At 44.6% G+C, this 24725-nt stretch carries 21 protein-coding genes; 11 read left to right on the forward strand and 10 right to left on the reverse strand.

Annotated features, from left to right (window positions below; genetic code table 11):
* Positions 1-24: 24 nt before the first annotated feature.
* Positions 25-471, forward strand: a complete 447-nt coding sequence (dtd, locus tag MC7420_RS15845) for a D-aminoacyl-tRNA deacylase (protein ID WP_006101560.1) — start codon at positions 25-27, stop codon at positions 469-471.
* A 224-nt stretch (positions 472-695) separates the two neighbouring features.
* Here the strand turns inward: dtd and MC7420_RS15850 are convergent, their stop codons facing one another.
* From MC7420_RS15850 to MC7420_RS42560, 3 genes are all read right to left on the reverse strand, one after another.
* Positions 696-2036 (reverse strand): hypothetical protein, encoded by a 1341-nt coding sequence (locus MC7420_RS15850; RefSeq protein WP_006101542.1) that lies wholly within the window; start codon positions 2034-2036, stop codon positions 696-698.
* Positions 2029-2439 carry a hypothetical protein gene (locus MC7420_RS15855; RefSeq protein WP_052307485.1) on the reverse strand — a complete coding sequence of 137 codons (411 nt, stop codon included), beginning with the start codon at positions 2437-2439 and terminating at the stop codon, positions 2029-2031. The genes MC7420_RS15850 and MC7420_RS15855 overlap by 8 nt, the downstream gene beginning before the upstream one ends.
* 524 nt (positions 2440-2963) lie before the next feature.
* Entirely contained in the window at positions 2964-6503 is a 3540-nt protein-coding gene (locus tag MC7420_RS42560) for a CHAT domain-containing protein (RefSeq protein WP_006101525.1), read from the reverse strand.
* Positions 6504-6814: 311 nt separating this feature from the next.
* Between MC7420_RS42560 and MC7420_RS15870 the strand changes: the two genes are divergently transcribed.
* Positions 6815-7216, forward strand: a complete 402-nt coding sequence (locus tag MC7420_RS15870) for a hypothetical protein (RefSeq protein ID WP_006101359.1) — start codon at positions 6815-6817, stop codon at positions 7214-7216.
* 261 nt (positions 7217-7477) lie between these two features.
* On the opposite strand, the gene MC7420_RS15875 is transcribed toward MC7420_RS15870, so the two are convergent.
* Positions 7478-9127 (reverse strand): cation:proton antiporter, encoded by a 1650-nt coding sequence (locus MC7420_RS15875; RefSeq protein WP_044207508.1) that lies wholly within the window; start codon positions 9125-9127, stop codon positions 7478-7480.
* Positions 9128-9166: 39 nt separating this feature from the next.
* A complete protein-coding gene (locus tag MC7420_RS15880) occupies positions 9167-9550 on the reverse strand; it encodes a hypothetical protein (protein ID WP_006101388.1) in 384 nt (127 codons plus the stop codon).
* Between the two features lie 299 nt (positions 9551-9849).
* On the opposite strand from MC7420_RS15880, the gene MC7420_RS15885 reads away from it, so the two are divergent.
* A complete protein-coding gene (locus tag MC7420_RS15885; protein WP_006101352.1) occupies positions 9850-10392 on the forward strand; it encodes a pentapeptide repeat-containing protein in 543 nt (180 codons plus the stop codon).
* A 600-nt stretch (positions 10393-10992) separates the two neighbouring features.
* Here the strand turns inward: MC7420_RS15885 and ald are convergent.
* Positions 10993-12090, reverse strand: a complete 1098-nt coding sequence (gene ald, locus MC7420_RS15890; RefSeq protein ID WP_006101517.1) for an alanine dehydrogenase — start codon at positions 12088-12090, stop codon at positions 10993-10995.
* A gap of 188 nt (positions 12091-12278) precedes the next feature.
* On the opposite strand from ald, the gene MC7420_RS41530 reads away from it, so the two are divergent.
* The 7 genes from MC7420_RS41530 to MC7420_RS15925 all read left to right on the forward strand — a co-directional run bounded on the left by MC7420_RS41530 (position 12279) and on the right by MC7420_RS15925 (position 20048).
* Positions 12279-12449, forward strand: coding sequence for a hypothetical protein (locus tag MC7420_RS41530; protein ID WP_006101587.1), 171 nt, complete (start codon positions 12279-12281; stop codon positions 12447-12449).
* 300 nt (positions 12450-12749) lie between these two features.
* Positions 12750-13043, forward strand: a complete 294-nt coding sequence (locus MC7420_RS15900; RefSeq protein WP_006101375.1) for a hypothetical protein — start codon at positions 12750-12752, stop codon at positions 13041-13043.
* Positions 13044-13201: 158 nt separating this feature from the next.
* Positions 13202-13627 carry a heavy metal-responsive transcriptional regulator gene (locus MC7420_RS15905; protein ID WP_044207605.1) on the forward strand — a complete coding sequence of 142 codons (426 nt, stop codon included), beginning with the start codon at positions 13202-13204 and terminating at the stop codon, positions 13625-13627.
* A gap of 56 nt (positions 13628-13683) precedes the next feature.
* A complete protein-coding gene (locus tag MC7420_RS15910) occupies positions 13684-14820 on the forward strand; it encodes a WD40 repeat domain-containing protein (RefSeq protein WP_006101503.1) in 1137 nt (378 codons plus the stop codon).
* Between the two features lie 36 nt (positions 14821-14856).
* Positions 14857-15123, forward strand: a complete 267-nt coding sequence (locus MC7420_RS15915) for a hypothetical protein (RefSeq protein WP_044207510.1) — start codon at positions 14857-14859, stop codon at positions 15121-15123.
* 256 nt (positions 15124-15379) lie between these two features.
* Positions 15380-18586 (forward strand): PAS domain S-box protein, encoded by a 3207-nt coding sequence (locus tag MC7420_RS15920; RefSeq protein ID WP_157453188.1) that lies wholly within the window; start codon positions 15380-15382, stop codon positions 18584-18586.
* 154 nt (positions 18587-18740) lie between these two features.
* Positions 18741-20048 (forward strand): sensor histidine kinase, encoded by a 1308-nt coding sequence (locus tag MC7420_RS15925; protein WP_006101513.1) that lies wholly within the window; start codon positions 18741-18743, stop codon positions 20046-20048.
* 202 nt (positions 20049-20250) lie between these two features.
* Here MC7420_RS15925 and MC7420_RS15930 read toward each other — a convergent pair whose 3' ends face one another.
* The gene (locus MC7420_RS15930; protein WP_006101571.1) at positions 20251-21297 is read right to left on the reverse strand and encodes an alpha/beta fold hydrolase; all 1047 of its coding nucleotides are present in this window, start codon (positions 21295-21297) and stop codon (positions 20251-20253) included.
* Between the two features lie 244 nt (positions 21298-21541).
* Here MC7420_RS15930 and MC7420_RS15935 point away from each other — a divergent pair, with 244 nt between their 5' ends.
* A complete protein-coding gene (locus MC7420_RS15935) occupies positions 21542-22234 on the forward strand; it encodes a hypothetical protein (protein ID WP_044207512.1) in 693 nt (230 codons plus the stop codon).
* Between the two features lie 496 nt (positions 22235-22730).
* Here the strand turns inward: MC7420_RS15935 and MC7420_RS15940 are convergent, their stop codons facing one another.
* From MC7420_RS15940 to MC7420_RS15950, 3 genes are all read right to left on the reverse strand, one after another.
* Positions 22731-24068: a nucleoside recognition domain-containing protein gene (locus tag MC7420_RS15940; protein WP_006101486.1), complete on the reverse strand. Its 1338-nt coding sequence runs from the start codon at positions 24066-24068 to the stop codon at positions 22731-22733.
* A gap of 166 nt (positions 24069-24234) precedes the next feature.
* A complete protein-coding gene (locus MC7420_RS15945; protein WP_006101425.1) occupies positions 24235-24378 on the reverse strand; it encodes a chlorophyll a/b-binding protein in 144 nt (47 codons plus the stop codon).
* 65 nt (positions 24379-24443) lie between these two features.
* On the reverse strand, positions 24444-24587 hold the full coding sequence (locus MC7420_RS15950) for a chlorophyll a/b-binding protein (RefSeq protein ID WP_006101425.1): 144 nt from the start codon (positions 24585-24587) through the stop codon (positions 24444-24446).
* Positions 24588-24725 lie beyond the last annotated feature (138 nt).

The raw sequence follows: 24725 nt of genomic DNA on the forward strand, positions 1-24725 counted from the left end.
AAAATTTCTTATCGTAAATTGTCAATGCGCGTTATTATCCAGCGAGTTAAATCCTCTCAAGTTACCGTTAACGGTGAAGTCGTTGGCAAAATTGGTCGAGGACTAAATTTGTTAGTAGGAATTGCTGATAGCGATACGGAAACTGAATTAGATTGGATGGCGCGAAAATGCTTAGATTTGCGGTTATTTCCGGGAACCGATAGCAATAGCGATCGCTGGGAACAGTCGGTGCAGGAAATTGGCGGCGAATTGTTGGTTGTGAGTCAGTTTACCCTGTATGGGGATTGTCGCAAAGGGCGTCGCCCATCGTTTTCGCGATCGGCAAATCCAGAACAAGCCGAACAGCTTTATCAGCAGTTTGTAGAAAAGTTGCGTCAAAGTGGGTTACGAGTGGAAACCGGGGTATTTGGGGCGATGATGCAAGTCTCGATTGAAAATGATGGACCCGTGACATTGCTACTGGAGCGGTAGAATTGATGAAATCTTGGTAGTGCGAGCATCTTGCTCGCTACTAATACTAATACCCAATTTAATCGCTACTAATACTAATACCCAATTTAATCGCTACTAATACTAATACCCAATTTAATCGCTACTAATACTAATACCCAATTTAATCGTTACTAATACCCAATTTAATCGTTACTAATACCCAATTTAATCGCTATTAATACCCAATTTAAATGCATCACAGTTTAGCGCCGTTCAGAGGATTTATTTGAACGTAATAGTTCACCGAGTTTAATCACGATCGCGGTGAATATCGCCACCCATACTCCGGCAAAGATACTAACATTGAGGCTAACGACAAAATTAGCTTGAGGTTTGCTGAGTTGCCAGTGGGTAATATAAGCGTTGACTGGCGGTAGTTCTGTAATCATTTCTACATCAGGAACAGAGGCTAAAATCGACGCAGTACCTAAGCCAACACCGACAATAGCAATATTATTTTGGAAGTTGCGATCGCGCTGCGCTTGTTCTATCTCGACAATTCCCCGCACGGTATCAGTTAGCCCTTGTAATGTGCCTAAACTGGGGGTTAAGCTGGCGATGTCTTGTTCCAGTTGCGGTTGGTAGTGTTTTTCAACGGTTTGACTAAAGGCGTTGAGGAAGGTTAGGTCAGTTGTACCTAGTTTTTTGGCTTTGGTTTCGATTAAATTAAAATAGCTTTGATAGTTATATAAATTGGTGATAATCGTCTGCTGCTGATTGGCTAATAGGTTAAGTTTTTGACTGTAGCGGAACAGGATATGGCGGTTATTATTTAAGTCGCGTTTCAGTTTATCTAAGTCGTAGCCACCTGGAGTGGGAAAGCTAGGGATAATTTGATTAAACTCGTCCTGGAGTTCTTGTTTGAGTTGGCGACTATAGGTGTAAGCGTACCAAATTTTATGGCGATAGCAAAGTAAATTTAGCCAATATCGATAGAATTTTCCTGCTGCTTCCATTTGATTGTCATTGGTATAGAAAATAATCAGAGTATGACTATTAGCTGTGGGTTTATCCGAGAGTTGAGGCGAGCGCCAGACTTCAAATACTGTTGCACCCATAAATTGTCCAATTCGTTGATGATCCCACTCTTGACCCACTAAAGTTTTGTACAGGGTTTGGGCGAGGTTTTCGAGTTCATCTTCTTGGCTAGAAGATACCCAACCGGAAATCATCCAGGTTTGTCCTAGCGTTAAGTCTGTGGTGGGAAACTCTGGGGTTAGGGTTTTGAGTTGGCTGAGATAATTGACAGAATTTTGCGTATCTTTAGGGTTAGCGGAACGGTCAAATATAAAGGCTTGAGTATCACCTAAGTTAAAAGATTGATAGCTCCCATCGACAGGGTAATTGTCCAGTTTACCTCTAAAATTTAGTTTATCCTCTGATTGTTTTAGATCATAAACATCATGGAGACAGGAGTTGACATAATCTGGTAGTTGTTGCCAAAACTGCTGATATTGTTTTAGGCTATTGCTGGAATCAAATCCTAATCCCTTGATCAGCGTATAGGCAAATAAGTCAAGGGTTAGATAGCTGTAATTAATCATTGTTTTTCTGCCGATACAACCGAGGAAAGAGAGATTTTAATTTAGATAATAGTTTTTGGGCGTCTTTCTCCGGTTCGGACGATTGTAGACTCACCGCCATTAGGTTTTCTAGGGTTTCGGGTTGAGGTTCGTCTGAGGAATTGGGTTCATCGAAAGACATCCATCGATTTAGTTCTTCGGGTTCATATTGACGTTGAATCTCCAGGCGGATTTGTTCGTAAATAGGTTTAATAGTCTCATGTTCGGCTAACTTCAGCAGGCGATTGGCGGCGGCTGTTGGGTTATTGGTAAATAGGTGTCCGACTTCGTTGATTTGGTGTTTTAAGTCGGGTGGGAGGGGTTCAGTTTGCTGGGTTAAGGCTTCAAGGAAGGCGTAAATGGTAACGAGTTCTAAGCTGTTCATAGATGATTTCATCGCCAAGGGTATTATGGGGTGAGAGTTGGGTTGAGTTTTCTGCGGCTTTTTTCTGGGCGCAAGGATGGTGCCCCTACGAGACTATTATCTCTAATTATATAAGAATGGCTTGTCAATTCATTGTAGTCCGAGCATCTTGCTCGCTACCCATTCCCAATTTAAATGCGTGACAGCTTGTTAGTTAAAACTCAGATATTGCTCCCTTCTCAATAAAGCAAATTGTAGTAGTATGGCACACCTAATTGGGTTAAGCTGTTCGGTATTTAAACCTTAATATCAATAACGGCGAAAGCCTTGTAGTGCGTTTAGCGAAGCCATGCCGCAGGCTTTGCATCTTGCTCACTACTAATACCCAATTTAAATGCATGACAGCTTAGGACTTACGCACAAACACTATTTAGGGTAGGGGCACGATATTATCGTGTCCTTACAGCTTAAGCCAGAAACCCCTCACCCCCAGCCCCTCTCCCACTCTGGGGAGAGGGGAGCAAGAAAGTCAGTCCTAGTTATTATCAAAAAGGATTACCTGTGATGATGAAACCCGCCCAGTGATAAGGATGCTCAAAGGGAGGTGTAACTGCCATCATTTTATCCGAATCTTGTTGAATTAAAGCCGCTTCAGTTTTGAGATATTCGCTCGCGTGAGGATGAGTGGCTTTTACATCTTGAGCGAGTTTAAGATACCAATTCACTAGGTCACGATTTGTAACTTGCTTGAGCCAATTTTGTGCCTGTTTGAGAGCAGACACCGGATGTTCACCCGCTTTCAGATATTGATAAAAACGAATGGTTAGCCAAGCGGTTGAACGTTCATCTACCATCCAAAGGGTACTAATCACATAACTTACGCCTTTGGCTAGAAATGCACTAACTAATCCCACATATTCATCAATCAGGTTCTGGGAATTCGTAATCCCGGTTTCGCAAGCGGAGAGAAAGATGAGATTGTAATTGCCAAAGTCTAACTGTTCAAAAATATCTGCCATAGTTAGCTTATCAGCCAATGTCAGTTGTAGGGCTGATGCTTTAGGATTGTCTAGATTGTGATAAGCATGACCTGTGAATTGAAATGTACCTGTATTTGATTGTAATCGCTGAATCAGTTTGACTTTATCCAGTGTGGAAATATCCAGGAGTTGATATTGGGGATATAAGACGGCAATCACATTAGCTGCAATCCTAGAATAGCGTAAGTTATCAGAGGGATTTTCTAGACTGAGGAGCGATTGGGCAGATTGATAGGGTTGCAAGTTTAATCCGATTTGGAAACTGGGTAGATAGGTAATGGTAAACTTTGGGGGAAAAAGGTAATGGAGAGGGAGGAGATGTAAGTCGCGATGGGGAATTAGAATGAGTTGGTCAACATCTCTGAGATAGGGCAAAATATCACGAATATGTAAAATATCTCCCAGGCTGCGTAATTGAGAGTCCATACTTTGCCGCCAACGAGGGGTTGTTGTTGAGGCTTGGCTGTAATGGCGATAGTCTTTTTTCCATTGCTCTAACCAGTCTTCAAACTTTCGCAATTGATTGGCGATTTCTGGATAGGATTTTTTGGGTTGATTAAAGAAAGGAAATGGCGAGCGCTTTTTCTTTGATTTGAGGGGTTGAAGCTGGAGAATTTGCGGCGGTTGGTTATGTTTAAGGATAAAGGTAGTAATCGCGGCGGGACTAATGTGCCAGTAAATTGCAGCCGTATGGGAATTAAGTTGCTGTTGGATTTGGTTATAGGCGAGGTTGGGAGCTTTATAGGCTTTGCCATATTGCAGCCAGCCTAAGCAGGTATTTTTGCGTTCTTCCGCTAATTCTAGGGCTTGAATATGTTGTTCGGGTTCGGATGACTGGGCGAGGGTATCGACTTTGTATTGATTAAATCCGGCAAATTTCTGTTTGAAGTGGATATAGTTCTCATCGCTAAAGTTAGAGTCTTGCAGCCATCGTTCTAATAAATCGGTGCCTTGGTTAAGTAGTTCTTGGACTTCTTTTGGAGTGCTGATGTATTGACAAACCTGGATTAAGTCTTGCATTATTTCTAGTTTTTGTGCGCGATATTTGGGGGTATCAAGAAATTTTAATGCTTTGTTATAATATTTTTTCGCTTGGAGTAAGTTATCGAGATCAGCTTCCTTTAGTCCTAGTTGGTAATAGGCTTGAGCTTCACTATAGTAAAGTTTGCTGCGCCCTTCTCGGTGTTCAGGGGTGTCTAAGTTAAGGTTTTTTATGCCATCTTTCCAGTTTTTGAATGCTTTCTGGTAGCGTTTTAATTTGAATAATGCCCAACCTCGATTACTCCAAGCCATATAGTAGTCAGGATTAATTTCAATGGCTTTATTGCAACTCGCAAGCGCCTCTTCATACTGTCCTAAGTTATATAGCCCAAAACCCCGGTTACTCCAAGCCATATAGTAGTCAGGATTAATTTCAATGGCTTGATCGCAACTCGTGATCATCTCTGAATATTTCCCTAAGTTACACAGCACACCACTCCTGTTGTTCAAAACTGTATAGCCGTCAGGATTAATTTCAAGTGCTTTATCGTAACTCGCGAGCGCCTTTTCATATTTCCCTAAGTTAAACAGTGCATTACCCTGGTTATTCCAGGTATAATATTCGTTAGGATTAATTTCAAGTGCTTTATCGTAACTCGCGAGCGCCTTTTCATATTTCCCTAACTCATTCAGCGCCAAACCCCGGTTAACCCAAGCTGTGTAGTCGTCAGAATTAATTTCAATAACTTTATCAAAACTCGTGATCGCCTCTTCATACTTGCCTAAGTTATTTAGCGTCTTACCTCTCAAATTCCAGGCAGAATATTCGTCAGAATTAATTTCAAGCGCTTGATTGTAACTCGCGAGCGCCTCTGAATATTTCCCCAATTTATCCAACGCACTACCCCGGTTGATCCAAGCTGTATAGTCATCAGGATTAATTTGAATCGCTTGATTGTAACTCGCGAGCGCCTCTGAATATTTCCCCAATTTATCTAGCGCACAACCTCGCAAAATACAGAAATAATATTGGTCAGGATTAATTTTAAGCGCTTGATCTAAACTCGATATCGCCTCTTCATATTTTCCTAACTTATGCAGAACAAAACCCTTGTTCCTCCAAGCTGTGTAGTCATCAGGATTAATTTTAATTGCTTTATCGTAACTCGCGATCGCCTCTTCATGTTTTCCTAATTTATCTAGCCCAATAGCCCGTCTATTCCAGGCATAATATTCGTGAGAATTAATTTTAAGCGCTTGATCTAAACTCGTAACTACCTCTTCATATTTCTCTAACTTATCTAGCGCAAAACTCCGTAAAATCCAGCTACCATATTCGCCAGGATTAATTTCAATGGCTTTATCGTAACTTGCAATCGCGTCTTCATACTTCCCTAAATTATTTAGCGCCAAACCCCGCTTACCCCAAGCTTTATAATTATTAGGATTAATTTCAATGGCTTTATCGTAACTTGCAATCGCGTCTTCATACTTCCCTAAATTATTTAGCGCCAAACCCCGATTACCCCAAATCTTATAATCATCAGGATTAATTTCAAGTGCTTTATCGTAACTCGCGATCGCGTTTTCATACTTCCCTAACTCATCCAGCGCCAAACCCCGCCCATTCCAGGCATAATAGTAGTCAGAATTAATTTCAATGGCTTTATCGAAACTAACAATTGCTTCCTCATACCGCTTCAACTCAGATAACGCAAGTCCTCGCCCTCGCCAATCTTGATAAGTGTGAGGTTCACGTTGAAGCACTTGGTAAAAATCTGCTGTTGCGGGTTCCTCTAATTTCAACCCTCGGTAAGCCATACCTCGATACGCTAGGGCTAAAATATAGCAGGGTTCAATATCTAAAGTTTTAGTCAGATAATCAACCGATTCCTGATATTGCTCTAAGCGATAACAAGCTAAACCTAACCCAAACAACACTTGGGGGTTTTCCGGTTCCCGTTGTTCGGCTTGCTGAAATATCTGCAACGCTTCTTGGTTTTGTCCCCGATCTAGCTGCTCATGTCCCTGCTGTAATAATACGGCAATATTATCATCCGACATGATCTGGTTTGCCTCCTGATGCTCTTATTCCTAGTATGTCCCCATTCACTATATTTTTGTCATCAAGAATAAGGATGCTTCGTTTTTTTTGCACGAAAGGGGAGAATTCAAAGCCTCTCTCCTTGTAGGAGAGAGGTTTGGAGAGAGGTTTTCCAGTTATATGGTGCGTTACGCTATCGCTAACGCACCCTACATATAGAACATATAGAGCCTTTGCGTTAGTTCTCAGGTGTGCCACGCCAGTAGGTTTTGACGTTTCACGGGAGCTAGAGCGGTAGAATAGCAGGATGCCCTCAACTGGATAAAATTCCATGTATCGCTTACGATCTCTCCCTTGGCGATCGCTACTCGAAATCTCAGGGATTACCACTGCGATCGCGATCGCCCTTGAAATTATCATCGGCTTAGGCGTCACCCAATCCGCTGCAATCCGCGAGATGCTCCAGTTTCTCTATACTCCTCCCCTAGGGATGATCATCGCCTTAATGGCTGCGGTGGGATTTGGAGTTCTCGCGGTTTATATTCTAGAACGCTTTTATCCCCAGGTTTTGATTAACAGTAACAGCTTGTGGGCATTAGTTCCCTGTTTAGCCCTAACTTTGTGGTTAAAATCACTATTGCCTGTACCCGCTTTCTTGGTAAGTTTAAGTTATGCCAACGTGGTTGCCGTTCTCGTTGGCGTATTTTGGAAAGGACGTCCCTATTGGCGCTAGCAAGCTGAGTTCAAGATTAGCCGTAAATCAACAATAGACTTAGACATTGCCCATTGCATAAGACACACCGAGCGAAGTCGAGGTGTTGCCTATTGCCTAAGCTGTCACGCATTTAAATTGGGAATGGGTAGCGAGCAAGATGCAAAGCCTGCGGCATGGCTTCGCTTAACGCACTACAAGGATTTCGCAATTCTTGACATTATGGTTTAAATGCCGAACAGCTTATCCCCACCACAACACTTATTCAGCAGCCCCTAATTATCAAACCCTGCGGCTTTTTATCGCCAATTCGTTTTGCGGATCTTCTACTAAGATAACCGGGATAGAACTTACTTCTAGAACGGCTTGCGATACGGAACCAACTCGCACCTGTTGCCAACGTTGATGTCCCCGTTTCCCCATGACAATATCTGCCACTTGATACTCTTGCGCCACTCGAAGAATTTCTTCTGGAATGGAACCCTTGATCGTGATAAATTTATAGCGAATATCACTGAGTAATCGTTGAGTGCGATCGCGCAGCTTTTCTACCTCCTCTATCTCATCACTATTGATCACATGTAATACAATCACTTCACCATCCGTGCGTCGAGCAATAGTAGCTACTTTCCTTAAAACCTCTGTCGCCAAGGGAGAGGTATCCACCGCCGCTAACAGTACAGTATGAGTCACTACCGTTACTTTCGTCGGGTCAACCTCTCCCCGTTCCAATAATTTTGGCGCAAACGTAGGAATCGCCCAAGCACCAATGGGTGCTGTGGTCAAAATGGAAAGTGCTGCAATGGCTAAAATAATTTCTCCCCCTTCAATCCCCCTGGCTAAGGGAATCGCACCAATTGCCGCTTGAACCGTTGCTTTTGCCATATTTCCCGGCAGCAAAAACAGCAGTTCTCGCCCCGTCCAATTACTTCCCACTGTCGAGAGATACCAACCCACGGGACGACCGACAAACAAGCCAATAGCTAACACTAAAAGTCCTGGTAAAATTGTATCCCCTAATACTTGCAGTTGAACACTAGCGCCCAATAAAACAAATAAAACAATCTCCGCCACAACCCAAAGGCTATCAAATCCACCCCGTAAGCGTCGAGCCAACGGTGCATCCAATTCAATCAAAAAGAACCCCATCGCCATCGCAGCTAAATAGCCCGAATAAGGCAACACTTTATCGACAATCACCAATAATAAGGCAATTCCAGCGGCAATTAAAACATCTTGAACCGTATTTTGTGTCCAATTTTGTTCCGTTAGTAGCGAGACGATTAAACGAGCCGCCGCGTAGCCAATCAAGATGCCCAGTCCGATTTCAATAAATACTTGCAACGGTAGTAATTGCAACGCCGAAAGTGTAAATCCTCCAGGAAGGGTGATGGTTTCAATTCCGCCCTGACCTAAAAAACTTAACAGTAAACTGAATAAAAGTAATAAGAGAACATCGGATAAGGCACTCCCCGTGAGAATGGCATCGGGAATTCCCTTCGTCACTCCCCAACCCAAACGTTTTAGCCGCAGCATTCCCGGAACAATTACCGCCGGAGATTCTGCGCCAATGATGCAACCTAAGAGTAATCCCGTGGGAACGTCAAAGTGAAAAATCCAGATGGCGGCTAACGCGATCGCAATTGCTTCAAACCCCGCAGGCAAAAAGCCTAGCCGCAGCGCTACACTTCCCTGAGAAAGCAGCTTTTCCCGATCCAGCCCTAGTCCCGCCTTCATCAAGATAACCATCACGGCAACCGTTCGCAAACTATCCGCCGCTTCCAGCACATCTGAACTGATCACATTGCCAACTTGTGGTCCGAGGACAATTCCCACCAAAATCATACCGATCAACGGTGGCGCACCTAAACGACGGGCAATTTGACCCCCAAAAAAGCCCATCAGTAAAATCCACAATGCGCTGGTTAACATAGAAGATTCTGGTTCTGAGGAAGGATAAGAGACAAATAATTAATTCGACTGACTATCACGACGCCCTAGTTCATAAACAGCGCCACTGATACAAGCCAGAAGCCCCATACTGATTGCCCAACTGGAACCGAGTGTGAGTTCAACACCCCAGTTGCAGCCAGCGCCAACGACTAAAAATGGCACAATGCTGAACAGGGAAGCATAGAAAGCATTTTGAGCTTCTCTTCCCCGACGAGTGCGTTCATATTCCTTCATGGAAGTGTAGAGCGATCGCTCGGCAAAGTTAAACCAGCGATTCAGTTGTTCCATGATCCAGTGGCTTAGCGTCGAGAAGCCCCAGTACAGCGCTAGCGCCCACAACGATGCACCCGCGATCGCTGTCGTATTTAACTCGAATTGAAAGGGCAAAAGTTCAGTGATCATGAGTTGTTTGGTAGAATAGGGCGACTATTGACTCATTAATGTATCTTAACAAAAAGCAGTTTAACGAGTGAGAGGTAAGGCGCAAAGGTGCGGGGGAAGATGAGGGAGATGAGGGAGATGAGAAAGATAGGGGAGATGGAGCCGTTGCGATTTAACTCAAAACTCTACCTTACCCGATTGGCTATTGCCTATTGCCTATTGCCTATTGCCTATTCCCTGACGAATGACGAATGACAAATCCCAGCTTGCGGCAAAATAGGTAAGTTAGACCCCATCAGTTTTAATGTCAAGAAGAAACGATGACTAAGGCGAGCCAAAAACAAACCGAAAACCGCCCCAGTAAAAAAGCTGGGAAACGTTTAGCCATTGGAATAGGATTATTGATTGCACTTTTCGCGTGGATTGTAGACTTGCCTAGCGCGATCGCACAGGAGAATAGCGTCAACTATACGCTTACTGAATTACACTATCGAGATTTTTCTAATCAAAATTTAGAGGGAACCTCGTTTGCAGGTGCAGATCTACGCGGTGCCTCTTTTCGAGGAGCTTCTCTTCAAGGATCAATTCTCACCAAAGCGGCGTTTTTTGAGGCGGATTTAACCGGAGCTAACCTGTCCGAGACTTTAGCTGATCGAGTTGTCTTTGACGGCGCTAATTTAACCAATGCTATTTTTACTAATGCTATTGCCAGTCGTAGTCGCTTTTTTGATACAACGATTACAGGGGCTGATTTTTCCGGTGCAATCCTTGACACCTATCAAATATCGTTAATGTGTCAACGGGCAGATGGTGTTAATCCTGTCACTGGCGTTTCAACGCGGGATAGTTTAGGGTGTCGTTAATTGTAGCAAAAAGCAGAGGGCAGAAGGTTTATTACGGGTAGACGCCAACCCGGAAAGATTTTGTCTATTGAAAAACAACAGCAACGTTTACATTTATGCCAGTAATTTCCTCTGGGGACACAATTTGTTTTAGAGTTGCGCTGACTTACCTAGGTCATCCTCACACCTTTCAGTCGCATAGCTCCCTGTCTTTTATTTGAGGAAATATGAACAATACAGTTAATCGTTGCTGTTGTTTGTTGACGAGACAGATATTCGGGTATACAGATGGTTTGACCTCGTTATCGTTCTTATATTGGAGTTACACTAGACTAGACTCGGTTATCTGTCAGGGAAGCTTAATGGCTTCACTTTTTAACTTTACTCCTTTCTGGTTTTTGTGGACTAGCAATGATACAGAAATTTGTTTATTGAAAAATAAGGTAATAAATCGATATAAGAGTTCACGGATCATCCAACTCTTGCCTAAATCCCTCCAGAGAAGCCGAAGTACGATAGCTTACGCCGTTATGCATTTAAATGGGGTATTAGTAGCGAGCAAGATGCTCGCACTACAAGGATTGCGCCATTATTGACATTAAGGTTTATATGCCGAACAGCTTACACCTTCGCGTTACTTAAATCAGGAAAAACCTCCCGCACCGCCGAATGAACCAACTGATGATTTTGGACATTCACGCCCTTTGCCAACGCCAAATCTGATGCGACAGCCTTGATTCCTTCATTGGCTAACTTGAGGACATAGGGTAACGTACTGTTATTGAGGGCTTGAGTCGAACTCCAAGGTACAGCACCGGGCATATTGGGGACACCATAATGGACAACCCCTTCATCTATATAGGTGGGATTCGTGTGTGAGGTAGATTTCAAGGTTTCAATACATCCTCCCTGATCCACCGCCACATCAACAATTACAGCACCCGGATGCATTTGTTGCACCAAGCCACGAGGAACCAGAATTGGCGCTCGACGCCCCGGAACTAATACCGCCCCAATCAGTAAATCAGCTTGGGGAACGACGGCTTCAATTTGGGCTGAATTACTGTAAAGGAGTTCAACTCTGGAACCAAACAGGGTTTCTAAGTAGGCGAGACGTTCAACATTAATATCCAAAATCTGAACTTGAGCGCCCATTCCTACCGCTATTTTCGCCGCTTCTGTGCCGACAACACCACCCCCAAGAATCACCACCTTACCGCGTCTTACCCCAGGAACACCCCCTAAAAGCACCCCGCGCCCACCTTGCTGGCGTTCCAGAAATCGAGCGCCAAATTGGACAGAAAGACGACCGGCAATAATGCTCATTGGTGTCAGCAAGGGGAGGCGGCGATCTGGAAGTTCCACAGTTTCATAAGCGATCGCACAAACACCACTATCGATTAAACACTCGGTCAACGGGCGATCCGCCGCCAAATGCAGGTAGGTAAACAGTAATTGTTCTTTCTGTAAATAGGGATACTCCGACGTTAGCGGTTCTTTCACCTTAACCACCAGTTCCCGATTCCACGCCTCGGCTGCTGTGGCGACAATCTTAGCGCCACTATGCTGATAGTCTTCATCGGTAAAGCCAGCACCCGCCCCCGCCTGGGTTTCAATCCAAACCTGATGTCCTGCTTCCTGTAAGACGCGAACACTACTAGGACTCAAGCCGACTCGAAATTCTTGGTCTTTTGTCTCTTTGGGTACACCGATTTCCATCGTTTTCCTTTATGTCATGCAGTTTTCAGACGTTGTGCCATAAGGACTAAGCTTATACTCCTGGCGCGATCGCACAACACTGTTGTTGAATTTGGTATCACTTAACTGTATTAATTCTGTCCTTGCTTGTTTAAATGTTAAACTGAGTAAAGAAATATAACTAAATCATTACACCATCCTTGGCAACTATGACACAACCCCAACCTACAACCACTCCCCAACTCGCCGAACCCAAGTTCGGTTTCAATGAATATGCTGAACGTTTGAATGGTCGAGCCGCGATGATTGGCTTTGTCTTGACCTTGGCGATTGAATATGCTACAGGTCAGGGACTGCTAACGTGGCTAGGTTTGCAATAATACTGTGACATCTTATGGCAGTGAGAGTATTTTGCTCCCGAAAGGGTTTCTGGGCATAACCCAGTGAGCGATTCTGAACAAGTCAAACGTCTCACGTCAATTGTAGGGGCGGGTTTAGCCACTGAAGCTAGCTTACCTGCCAATAACTGACGAACAAAACCCGCCCTCCTCCGTCCCTGATTGCGACTATAGAGTATTAGTGTTAAAGAATAATGGGTTGTCAGTTAATCTGTCGATTGATCGGATAACCTAGAAGTAGATAAAGTACTTACGTGGAATAGAGATAAATAGCAAACCGTGATGAATGCCTTAGGACCTCGATTCTGGAAGTTAGCCTACCGCAAAGAGCCGATTTCTAGCTTTATTGTCACTGTCGGCGCTGTCGATGCCGTCATTGGCGGAGTTGGTGAACGCTGGTCGCTGCTAACATTTGGGTTAATGATGGTCATGTTAGCCTTATGTTTACGCTGGTGGCAAAGCCAACGCCGCCAAACCGAACTGGCTGAACAACCCGTAACCCATTATCTGCCATCAAGTCCTTCCCGTCCACCCTTACCGATGCTCAGTACCAGCAAACGTCATCCCCATCGCTGATGCTTCTTTGTTGCAAGTCGGGTGTATTGCAGAAGGCTCCAGGGCAGAAGGGTTCTTACTGGTACGTGGCATTTGAACCATTCAATCTGTCTTAAACCTTTATGGCAACCGCTATAATTTTTCGGGAAACTCAAGAAGACAGAGGCGGATTGGTGGGAATGACGCGCAAAACAACATTAGAGCGATTATATAAAATTGGTGAAGTTGCCAATCAAAGTGGATTATCGGTAAAAACGATTCGGTATTACGAAGAGGTGGGTTTACTGACGCCAACGACAACCCGTTCCGAATCAGGTTATCGCCTGTTTACCGAACAAACCCTAAATCGGTTAGCCTTTATCAAGCGATCGCAATCCCTCGGACTTAACCTGAGTGAAATCCACGAAATCCTGGAGGTTCACGACTCCGGGGAATTACCCTGTGGTGCAGTCAAGCAACACTTGCTGCATAAAGTCGAGGAAATTAACCAGCAAATTCAAGCCCTAGAACTACTCAAATCAGAGCTTTTAGGCTTACTCTCAGGATGGCAAGAGCAGCCGCCGCGCGATCGCGTAGCTCAAACGATTTGCCCCAACATTCAATAAGTTCTGATAATTTCCTGTTCCCTGTTCCCTGTTCCCTGTTCCCTGTTCCCTGACAAATGATCAATAACAAAGGGGCAATTTTAATTTTAATCGGAGTCATGATAAGTTTGGCGACTATCAGCCATAAGGCAATAAGTCAGCCTTTACCTGTACCCGCTGTGCCATCTAGTCCGGAAAATCCTGCCCAACCGCCGCCTCCTACACCAACAAATCCACTCAATCCCGATAATTTATCTCCGCCTCAACCTCTCTCCTCTCCTGAAGCCTGGAGAAATCCGCGACTCATTTACACCTTTACAGGTCATAACACAGCCGTTGATTCGTTGTTCTTTAGCCTCGATGGAACAATTCTAATTAGCGGCGGTAGTCGTAACGATGGCAAAATTAAATTCTGGCAGCTAAAAACAGGTCGAGAAATCGACAGCCTGCGAGCGCAACGAACTTCAGTATCGGTTCTACGCTTATCACCCGATGGAGAAACCTTGGTCAGTTCTGGTACAGATTCTGCGGTTAATCTCTGGAACTGGAAAACCGGAGACTATATCCATCAGTTTCGTGATCATACCAGCAATGTTTTATCCTTGGCAATCACGCCAGATGGTCGCACCTTAGTCACAGGCGCTTTAGATGGAATTAGACTATGGGATTTAACCAAACAACGTCGAATCTATACCTTAGCGCGTTTCGATAACCAGACCTATGGACTGGCGATTCACCCCGATGGAGATATCCTGGCAAGTGGTCATAAGTTTGGTTCAATTAAACTCTGGAATCTAAAAACAGGACAGTCACTCAATCGGATTAGCGCCCATCGTGGTTCAGTTAATGCCTTGGCGTTTACACCCGATGGACAAACATTAGTCAGTGGTAGTTACGATCGCACAATTAAAATCTGGAATCTTAGAACGGGACAATTAGCACAGACTCTTTCGGGACATACGGGGCGAGTCTGGGCTGTGGCGATTAATCCCGATGGTGAAACTCTCGCTAGCGCCAGCCGTGACGGGGTGCGGTTATGGAATCTCAGAACCGGTGAACTGTTAGCGTTACTGACAGCCCATGACGATTGGGTGCATTCCGTTGCCTTTAGCCCTGATGGTACACTCCTAGCAACAGGTGGATTTGATCGGCAAATCAGGATTTGGCAAATTTCTCCCCTGAGTGGTGAAGAGTTGGCACAAGGTTCTCAGTAGGGGCTTGGTTACCAAGCCCTTACTTCACTGGGGGAGATGGGGGAGCTGGGGGAGCAGAGGGAGCTGGGGAAGCTGGGGGAGCTGGGGAAGCTGGGGGAGCAGAGGGAGCAGAGGGAGCTGGGGGAGCAGAGGGAGCAGAGGGAGCTGGGGGAGCAGAGGGAGCAGAGGGAGCTGGGGGAGCAGAGGGAGCAGAGGGAGCAGAGGGAGCTGGGGGAGCAGAGGGAGCTGTTGGCGTTATTTCTGCCTTCTTGCACTAGGATTTCTCCCGTACAGGCGTGTTCACTTAAAGGAAATCTAGTATAAACTAGAGGACAAAAGCTATAAAAGCTTAGCTTACTATAAAGCCAAGTTAATCTTTGGAAAAGAAAAGCTAATCAGCCGGAGAAAAGGACGCTCACAGAAGACGCGATCGCGAATCATCCAAGGGTCTGTTGTAATTAAAACAATAGACGGAAAAAGTCAAGCAAAATTCATTTTTATTCAGAAATAACCATCTGATCAGTAGGCTAAGTTACTTCTGTTCGTCCGTTTTGATGTCAAAACATTTAACCCTAGAACCTTGGTCTCTTGTTTCATTGATAATTCCGATAGTCTATCCATGGCGATGGTGATTGAGTTGTGCCAAGCCATCTCTGGAGAAATTAGACTACAGCCCTTGCTCTCAACCTTAATCCAGATAGCCTTTGAGACAACAGAGGCTCAAAGCGTTACCCTGATTTTGCCTCAGCCGGAGGGTTTAGTTGTAGCGGCTAGGGGGGTAAGGGGTACGAACCCAAGCATTTTGCCCCTGACTCCCATTGAATCCAGCCCGGAGATTCCCCTGATGCTGGTTGAATATGTATGGCATCATCCAGACATTTTGATCGTCTCAGACGATACGACAGATATTAAACGATGGTCAATGATCGCACTGAATCTGGGAGATGAGGGAAATGAGAGTGGGTTTAGTACCATCAGGGCGGGAAACAAAGATAATAGTGAAACCCGCCCCTACAACCTCAACACTCAAAACTCAACACGTTCCCCATTGAGTGTATTATGTGCGCCATTAACAGTTGGTAATCAGGGGATTGGTATTCTTTACCTAGAAAATAATCAAACCAGAGGCGTATTTACGCGCGATCGCGTGGCGATTGTTCAACTCCTGTGCGTCCAAGCTGCATCGGCGCTAAAAAATGCTCAAGCCTACAACCATCTAGAAAACCATTCGCGAATCCTGGAGAACACGGTAGAACAGCAAAAGCAGCAGTTACAACACAGTGAGTTCCGCTATCGTGCGATTATTGAGGATCAAAGTGAACTGATTTGTCGTTACAGCGCCGATGGCATACTCACCTTTGTTAACGAAGTCTATTGTCGCTATTTTGGCAAAACTCCCAAAGAACTAATTGGACATCGCTTTGTCCCCCTGATTCACCCGGATGATCAAGCCGTGTTAGAAGGCTTTATTGCGGAGTTGAACCCAAACAATCCTGTAGGTATAGTCGAACACCGGGTCATTCTAGAGAGTGGTGAGATTCGCTGGCAACAATGGAGCGATCGCGCTATCTTTGACAATCAAGGTCGATTACTGGAATTCCAGGCGGTTGGACGGGATATCACTGATTGCAAATTAACTGAAGCACGCCTGCGCCAAAGTGAAGCCAGACTCAACGCGATCGTCAGCAGTACCTCCGACGGGATTATGATTGTCGATCGCCAAGGTCAAGTTCTCTTCACCAACCCAGCCGCCGCCAACTTATTAAATCAGGACGTAGAGAACTTACTCAACTATAACTTTGGACTGCCCGTTGGTGTGAATCAAACCACAGAATTGGGAATTGTTCGCGCCGATGGACAACTCAGCTTTGCTGAAATGAGTGTAGTTGAAACGGAATGGGAAGGTGAATCGGTTTTTGAGATTTGCTTGCGCGATGTCACCGAACGTCAACGGGCGGAAGCCGCCTTACGAGAAAGTGAAGAACGCTTCCGGGCAATATTTGAACAAGCCGCCGTGGGCATTGCCCTGGGGACACCATCGGGACAGTTAATTCGGGTCAATCAACGATTTTGTGACCTGGTAGGATACGAGGAATCGGAATTATTACAGCTTAGTTTCCCCGACATTACTCACCCTGATGACCGAGCCGCAGAGCTTAATGATTTAACTCAATTATTAGCAGGTCAACGTTCCACCTATTCTAGAGAAAAACGCTTTATCCGCAAAGATGGTCAATGGCAATGGGTCAATGTTGCTGTATCCCTGGTGCGAACTTGGATGGATACCCCTAATTATATTATTGGCGTCGTTGAGGATATCCAACAGCGCAAGCAAACGGAAGTCGCCCTGCAACAAGCTTTAGATGCAGCAGAAGCGGCTAATCATGGCAAAAGTGAGTTTTTGGCAAATATGAGTCATGAACTGCGTACTCCCCTCAATGCTATCCTGGGCTTTACTCAACTCATGGCAAGGGATGCATCTCTAAATCAAGATCAGCAGGATTATTTGGGCATTATTACTCGTTCGGGTGAACATTTGCTGGATTTAATCAATAATGTCCTGAATATGTCCAAAATTGAGGCGGGTAGGATTTCCCTGTCAGAAAATAGCTTTGACCTTTACAGTTTGGTCGATTCCATTGCCGAGATGTTGCGCCTGAAAGCCCTATCGAAAGGGGTACAACTTATGGTTGAGCGAACGGCAAATGTGCCGAACTATGGGATGGCGGATGAGGGAAAATTGCGGCAGATCTTGATTAATTTAGTGGGGAATGCGGTTAAATTTACGTCACAAGGTAGGGTTATTTTGCGCGTGCAAGAGATATCCGATAGGATAACCGCACCAACGAACACAGATACTCAATCCAGGCTGTTTTTTGAAGTTGAAGACACAGGCGTTGGCATTCCCCCGGATGAACTGGATACCCTGTTTCAGGCTTTTGTGCAAACGAAAACCAGTCAGCGATCGCAGTCAGGAACGGGTTTAGGTTTAGCGATTAGTCGTCGATTTGTCCAGTTGATGGGTGGGGACATTACCATTAACAGTACTCCCGGTCAAGGTACATTGGTTAAATTTGATATCCCTATTGGCATTGTTCTCCAAGACCAGACTCCTCGTCAACCCTTAAGTCAACAGGTGATTGGCATCGCACCCGACCAACCCAACTATCGCATTTTAGTGGTTGAAGATCAATGGGCAAATCGCAAACCCCTGGTTAAGTTTCTGGAATCCTTAGGATTAGACGTGCGAGAAGCCGATAATGGTCAAGTGGCTGTGGCTATTTGGGAACATTGGCACCCTCATCTGATTTGGTTAGATATGCGAATGCCTGTAATGAATGGGTATGAAGCCACCCAATTGATTAAATCCCATCCTCTGGGAAAGACAACCGTGATTATTGCCTTAACCGCTAGCGCTTTTGATGAAGAACGAACCGCTATTTTAGACGCAGGTTGTGATGATTTTGTCGCCAAGCCCTTCCGAACGGATGCAATTTTAGAGAAAATGGGACAACATTTAGGACTCCGTTATCGCTATGAAAATGCTGCCCCACCCTCATCCGATGCTGAGACACCGATATTAACCCCTGAGGATTTAAAGGTGATGCCGACGAATTGGATTGCCCAGTTACACCAAGCCGCCATTCAGCTTAATAACAAACAGATTATTCAGCTTATCGAACAAATTCCCCCAGAACAGATGTTATTCGCTAAGGCGTTAACTGATTTAGTTAATAATTTTCGGTGTGATGTCATTATGGATATAGCTCACAAGGCTATCTCCTGATAAAAACCTCCTTTTTTTCCGGTATTTTAGATACGGGACATACTTCAATAGAATATTAGTTGGATACACTCTAATTTAATTCCAGCTCCCTCTGCTCTCCCTAGCCCTTGCCGTATTACACTATCCGCCATCCTTATGGCAACCAGACTTGCTTATGAATAGTTATCAGCCAAAAACAGCACAAGGAATTATTTTAATCGTTGATGATACAGCCGATAGCTTACGTCTGTTGGAAGCCGCACTAACAAGATATGGGTATGAAGTTCGCAGCACAGTCAACGGCAGCATGGCATTAATGGCGGCAAAAGCGGTAGCACCTGATCTGATTTTGTTAGACATTAAAATGCCCGACATGAATGGCTATGACGTTTGTTCAGCCTTGAAAGCTTCACCCGTCACTCGTGATATTCCGATAATTTTTATTAGCGCCTTAGATGAAGTCTTTGATAAAGTCAAAGCCTTTGCCTTGGGAGGGGCTGACTATATTACTAAACCTTTTCAATTTGAAGAGGTTTTGGCGCGTGTCGATCATCAACTGACGATTCGTCAACTTACCCAGGGTTTAGAGCAACGAGTTGAAGAACGAACCGCCCAATTAAAACAAACCTTACAGGAGTTACAACAAGCCCAAGTTCAGCTTATACAAATTGAAAAAATGGCAACCTTGGGTCAACTGGTAGCCGCCGTAGCTCATGAAATTAACAATCCTGTAGGCTTTATTAATGGAAATCTCAGTTGTGCCAAGGATTATACGAACGATCTGATTTCCCTGCTGCGTCTGTATCAAGACAAATTTCCCCATCCCGGATCTGAAATCGAACAAGAAAGTCAGGATATTGAACTTGATTATTTGATTGAAGATCTGCCCAGTATTTTATCCTCAATGAAAAAAGGAGTTGATCGTCTCTTTCAGTTAAGTAGCTCTTTGCGAACCTTTTCTCGTTTGGATGCTCATACCAAGGTAGTCTTTAATATCCATGATGGAATCGATAGTACACTATTAATTTTAAAGCACCGCCTTAAGGCAAATGATAAACGTCCAGCAATCGAAGTGATTAAAAACTACGGCGAATTACCGCCTATTGAGTGTTATCCTGGGCAATTAAACCAAGTTTTTATGAATCTTATTGCTAATGCGATAGATGCATTAGATGAATTACAGACAAAGAAGTCGAATGAATTGAATAAAGACTATTTGCCTCAAATTAAAATTGATACCGACATTCAGTACGATAAAGAAATAGTTATTATTCGGATTCGCGATAATGGAATAGGAATGCCAAGTAAGGTAAAAGACTGCATATTTGATAATTTTTTTACTACCAAGCCCGTGGGGAAAGGAACGGGTTTAGGCTTATCGATTGCGCGTCAGATTGTAGTCGAAAAGCATGGAGGTTCCCTAAATTTTAGTTCCGCACCAGAGCAAGGAACTGAGTTTGTGATTGAGTTGCCCATGTCATAAGTCTGATAGTCTGACTTTTCACGGCAATTTGTTATTTGTTATTTGTCATTTGTCATACTCGCTAAGCACCAAGCAAGCTACGTCCTTTGTAGGGGCGGGTTTAGCCACTAGGCTAGCTTGTTACTAATAAATGAACAACAAAACCCGCCCTGATTCATAACTCCAATGCTAACGGATTGAATAGTCCTGTTTTGGATCAACTTTAGCCCATGAGAGAAGGGTTGATGTCTTGATGGAGGAAATTCGCGATCGCCTGATTGAGTTGAGTGCGATCGCTCTTGTCTCGTCCAAACGCCGCCGCATGACCATAGACTGAGTTTAGCACCATAACTTGGGCATGAGGAATGAGTGCGGCTTCTGCGGTGACATCAGCCACAGCAAAATAGGCATCCGTGCGAATGGGTAGAAAGAGAACCTCTGCTTTTATACTCTTCAAAGCCTTTTCTAAACATCCATCCATACCCGGCGTCAAACTAACATCATGATTTGCCCAAGTTTGAAAATGACATAATAGGTCATTCGCATCTTTTTCATGATAGCGGGTGCGCCATTTCGCCAAAAATTCATCCAACGAATTTGCCTGAGTATCAGGATACCTTTGATACACCTGTAAAGAATAAAACTCTGGCGAAAAAGCCCAAGGCGCCCAAGCTTCAGACATTCGTGACAGCCCAAGCAAAGGAGGTTCTGTATAATTGCCCTCCTGAAACGCTGGATCAGAACGAATACAGGTTGCTAAACTATTAAGAAATAGACGAACATGCCAAGTAGCCCGACAACTTCCGGCAATAACCACAGCCTTTTCCACCCTATCCGGGTAACTTACCGCCCATTGAATTGCCTGTTGTCCCCCCATACTCGCACCAACCACAGCCCGAATCCTATTAACATTAAGGTAGTTGAGAAGTGCAGATTGTAAATTCACATTATCCCGAATCGTTACCGCCGGAAAATTCACACCCTTAAACGGTGGTGGCGTATTACTTGGCGAACTACTGCGCCCATTCCCCAACAACTCCGTGTGAATAATCCAATCTTTTTTCGGATCTAACGCCAACTTAGCACCCCGCAGATAAGCCAAATCATAATAACTTTGAGAAAAAGCCGTACAAGTTACAATTGGCGGTTGTGATGAAGGTGTACCACTAATTCGATAAGCTAAATTAACCTGAGGGAATACAACACCAGATTCCAATTGAAAGCGCTCAAGTGTAAACCTCTTAAACTTAGGTGCTGGAAAAATACCCATTAGTCGTCATTTGTCAGTTGTTAGGGAACAGGGAATACCCACTTACAATGAGCATCAGCTTATATACAGTTTATACTATAAAATTCAACCTCAAACATACCCAATTCCTCTGCGCCCCTCTGCGTTAACCTCTGCGTCCCTCTGCGTTGAAAAAATAGGTATCAATTTCCTATTATCGGGAACTTCCCAATAAAAAAATAGTCAACTTTATCCATAATCCTTTCCCTATAGCAGGTCTATTTCCATGTTAAGTTATAATCGCTGGCGGTCAGAAATAGCTATCTTAATGGCGCTAGGCATAACCACAACAGCCTCACTTCCCATCCTCATCGCCATACCCGCAACAGCAAAACCCCAACCTTATCGTATCGGGCAACTGTTTCCCTCACAACCCACACCAGTCACCCCTCGTTCTACACAGGTAAGCGTACCATCGGGAACAATTATTGCGGTTAAGTCTGAGGACGCGGAAAAAATTGTCGTTACCCCCGATGAAACCGCACCCATCACCCTAACAATTACCCAACCGATTCGTTCCTCAGCCGGAACCGTTTTAATTCCCGCCGGGAGTCAAATCGAGGGAGAATTACGTCCAGTAGAAGGCGGGACTCAATTTATCGCTAAACAGCTAATCCTAAAAACCAGTAATCGAGAATTACCAATTGAAGCCACATCTGCGGTAATTACAGAAACCGAAACAATTGATAACGGAACTGATGTAAGTCGTATTCTCAAAAATGCCGCCATTGGTGCAGCCGCCGCCGGAGTTTTATCAGAAATATTTGGCGATATTGATTTAATTGAAGTTTTAGTCGGTGCTGGATTAGGCGCATTAGGCGGATTACTTTTAGGTGGAGGCGAACAAGCGGAAGTTTTCGTGATTTACCCAGAAACCGATTTAGAGTTAACTTTAGATAGCGAGTTAGTCTTGAGATAAGGCTTGAGAGAAGGCAGAAGGTTTCAAGGGGAGGAGTAAGGTAGTAAGGAAAAAGTAGCCACGTCTTAAAGAGGGTGACAAAAGCTGATTTGTATAACAGGTTTAGTTGTAGGGGCGGGTTTTACCGTTATCGGTTATGAGTAGACACAGATGTAAATAAACCCGCCCTTGCCCAAGGTTTATCCAGAAATAAAACCAAATTTTATAACTCTAACTAACCTGGAGGTGGGCAAGAGCCAGAAACGATAACATAAGCACTTCAGGATTGATCACTCTTGCCCACCCTACATCAAATAAGCTGTCATGCATTTAAATTGGGTATTAGTAGCGAGCAAGATGCAAAGCCTGCGGCATGGCTTCGCTAAAGCCTGCGGCATGGCTTCGCTAAACGCACTACAAGGATTTCGTCATTATTGGCATTAAGGTTTAAATGCCGAACAGCTTAACCGGGATATCCAAAGGACAAATGACAAATGACAAATGACAAATAACCAATTTATCCCCAAAACAAAGCCGAAAACACACAAGCCATAATTAATCCCGTCGCATCTGCCAATAAAGCTGCCACCAGTGCATAACGGATGCGAGTAATCCCAACAGCACCAAAATAAACCGCCAACACATAAAACGTTGTTTCCGTACTTCCCATCATCGTCGAAGCCAAAAACGCACTATAGGAATCGGGCGCCCTTTCCACAATTTCACTCATAATTCCAAACGCCCCTCCCCCAGAAAGAGGACGGATTAACGCCATCGGTAAAACTTCCGCAGGCATTCCAATTAAACTCGTAATCGGATTTAATAGAGTCGAAAGCGCCTCCATCGCCCCCGACGCCCGAAACATACCAATTGCCACTAAAATAGCGACGAGAAACGGAATAATCCGAATCGCAATCTCGAACCCCTGTACCGCTCCCTCTGTCACCGCTTCATACACTTTCACCCCGCGTCCAACCCCATAGGCGATAATCAATAAGATTAATGTAGGAATCAGCCAATAGGAAATAAAATCTTGGTTGAAGAAACCAGCTAAACTTTGGCGGATTATCACGCCATAAACCATGGAAAACAGAAATCCAGCAATAAACCCCCAGGCGATAATTTTAGAAATTCGACCTGATGGATACAACAAATGGGAAAAATCGGGTTCTTCAACGGGCTTAACCTCATCCTCAGTTTGCAGCACCGTTTCTTGTCCTGAACTATCCGCGACAGTCATATCCGATACTTGACTTCGTTTACGTAAAAACAACGCCACTAAAATTCCAACTAGGGTAGAACAAGTCGTAGCCAAAAACGTCGGTAGCCAAATGCCTGCAGGATCACTACTATTTGCCGCCGCCCGTACCCCAATGACACCCAAGGGAAATAAAGCCACACTGGATGTATTAATTGCCAAAAACAAGCACATCGCATCCGTTGCTGTTCCCGGAAACGGATTCAACTTATTCAACTCCACCATCGCCTTAATGCCAAACGGAGTCGCTGCATTCCCCAACCCCAGCATATTGGCAGAAATATTCAGAATCATCGCCCCCATCGCCGGATGGGTGGGAGGTACATCGGGAAAAAGTTTCACCATCAAGGGTTTGAGCAAAGTTGCCAGATTGTACATCAGCCCTCCGGCTTCCAAAACCCGCACCAATCCTAGCCAAAGTGCCATGACACCAATCAAACCAATGGCTAACTCGACAGCCGTTTTAGCGGATTCAAAACTGGCGTCAGTAATGGCTTGCATCTTGTCGGTATACCCGGCAAATAGGATAGCGACAGCAATAAAGCCGACAAAAACAATGTTGATAGCGCTGGGCTTCCTCGATGGTTGGGAGGACATACTCAATAACCGTAAATAGACAGACTCATAGAATAACGGCAAAAGACCGAAGGCAAAAGCCCTCAGTCTTTTAATCGCTCTATAGTAATCAGTTCTAGATGCCTGTCGGCTACCAACAGTTCAATCAGTTCATAGGGAAACGAAGCGTTTTCGTTAGAAGGATTAACTACATTAAGCCGAGTTGTTGGAGAATGCCTTGCCCGGTGAGTAATTCGGTAGCGATACCGATAACGAAGCCTAGCATCGCTAAGCGACCATTCCAGGTTTCGGCAAATGAGGTAAAGCCAAACTTGGTTTCTTGTTCTTGCATAATTCTGCCCTCTCAATACCCTTTGGTGTACGTTCTTGCCTTGTCCAATGACCCGTCTTGGTGGATTACATCAAGCCGAGTTGCTGGAGAATGCCTTGCCCGGTTAGCAATTCGGTAGCGATACCAATGACGAAGCCTAGCATCGCTAAGCGACCATTCCAGGTTTCCGCAAATGAGGTAAAGCCAAACTTGGTTTCTTGTTCTTGCATAATTCTGCCCTCTCAATACCCTTTGGTGTACGTTCTTGCCTTGTCCAATGACCCGTCTCGGTGGATTACATCAAGCCGAGTTGCTGGAGAATGCCTTGCCCGGTGAGCAATTCGGTAGCGATACCAATGACGAAACCC

The sequence above is a fragment of the Coleofasciculus chthonoplastes PCC 7420 genome, assembly GCF_000155555.1.
In the GTDB taxonomy this organism is placed as follows: domain Bacteria; phylum Cyanobacteriota; class Cyanobacteriia; order Cyanobacteriales; family Coleofasciculaceae; genus Coleofasciculus; species Coleofasciculus chthonoplastes_A.

Coding starts and splice junctions, on each gene's coding strand:
- dtd (WP_006101560.1), top strand. CDS start 25: ATGCGCGTTATTATCCAGCGAGTTAAATCCTCTCAAGTTACCGTTAAC.
- MC7420_RS15850 (WP_006101542.1), bottom strand. CDS start 2,036: ATGATTAATTACAGCTATCTAACCCTTGACTTATTTGCCTATACGCTG.
- MC7420_RS15855 (WP_052307485.1), bottom strand. CDS start 2,439: ATGAACAGCTTAGAACTCGTTACCATTTACGCCTTCCTTGAAGCCTTA.
- MC7420_RS42560 (WP_006101525.1), bottom strand. CDS start 6,503: ATGTCGGATGATAATATTGCCGTATTATTACAGCAGGGACATGAGCAG.
- MC7420_RS15870 (WP_006101359.1), top strand. CDS start 6,815: ATGTATCGCTTACGATCTCTCCCTTGGCGATCGCTACTCGAAATCTCA.
- MC7420_RS15875 (WP_044207508.1), bottom strand. CDS start 9,127: ATGTTAACCAGCGCATTGTGGATTTTACTGATGGGCTTTTTTGGGGGT.
- MC7420_RS15880 (WP_006101388.1), bottom strand. CDS start 9,550: ATGATCACTGAACTTTTGCCCTTTCAATTCGAGTTAAATACGACAGCG.
- MC7420_RS15885 (WP_006101352.1), top strand. CDS start 9,850: ATGACTAAGGCGAGCCAAAAACAAACCGAAAACCGCCCCAGTAAAAAA.
- ald (WP_006101517.1), bottom strand. CDS start 12,090: ATGGAAATCGGTGTACCCAAAGAGACAAAAGACCAAGAATTTCGAGTC.
- MC7420_RS41530 (WP_006101587.1), top strand. CDS start 12,279: ATGACACAACCCCAACCTACAACCACTCCCCAACTCGCCGAACCCAAG.
- MC7420_RS15900 (WP_006101375.1), top strand. CDS start 12,750: ATGAATGCCTTAGGACCTCGATTCTGGAAGTTAGCCTACCGCAAAGAG.
- MC7420_RS15905 (WP_044207605.1), top strand. CDS start 13,202: ATGACGCGCAAAACAACATTAGAGCGATTATATAAAATTGGTGAAGTT.
- MC7420_RS15910 (WP_006101503.1), top strand. CDS start 13,684: ATGATCAATAACAAAGGGGCAATTTTAATTTTAATCGGAGTCATGATA.
- MC7420_RS15915 (WP_044207510.1), top strand. CDS start 14,857: ATGGGGGAGCTGGGGGAGCAGAGGGAGCTGGGGAAGCTGGGGGAGCTG.
- MC7420_RS15925 (WP_006101513.1), top strand. CDS start 18,741: ATGAATAGTTATCAGCCAAAAACAGCACAAGGAATTATTTTAATCGTT.
- MC7420_RS15930 (WP_006101571.1), bottom strand. CDS start 21,297: ATGGGTATTTTTCCAGCACCTAAGTTTAAGAGGTTTACACTTGAGCGC.
- MC7420_RS15935 (WP_044207512.1), top strand. CDS start 21,542: ATGTTAAGTTATAATCGCTGGCGGTCAGAAATAGCTATCTTAATGGCG.
- MC7420_RS15940 (WP_006101486.1), bottom strand. CDS start 24,068: ATGTCCTCCCAACCATCGAGGAAGCCCAGCGCTATCAACATTGTTTTT.
- MC7420_RS15945 (WP_006101425.1), bottom strand. CDS start 24,378: ATGCAAGAACAAGAAACCAAGTTTGGCTTTACCTCATTTGCCGAAACC.
- MC7420_RS15950 (WP_006101425.1), bottom strand. CDS start 24,587: ATGCAAGAACAAGAAACCAAGTTTGGCTTTACCTCATTTGCGGAAACC.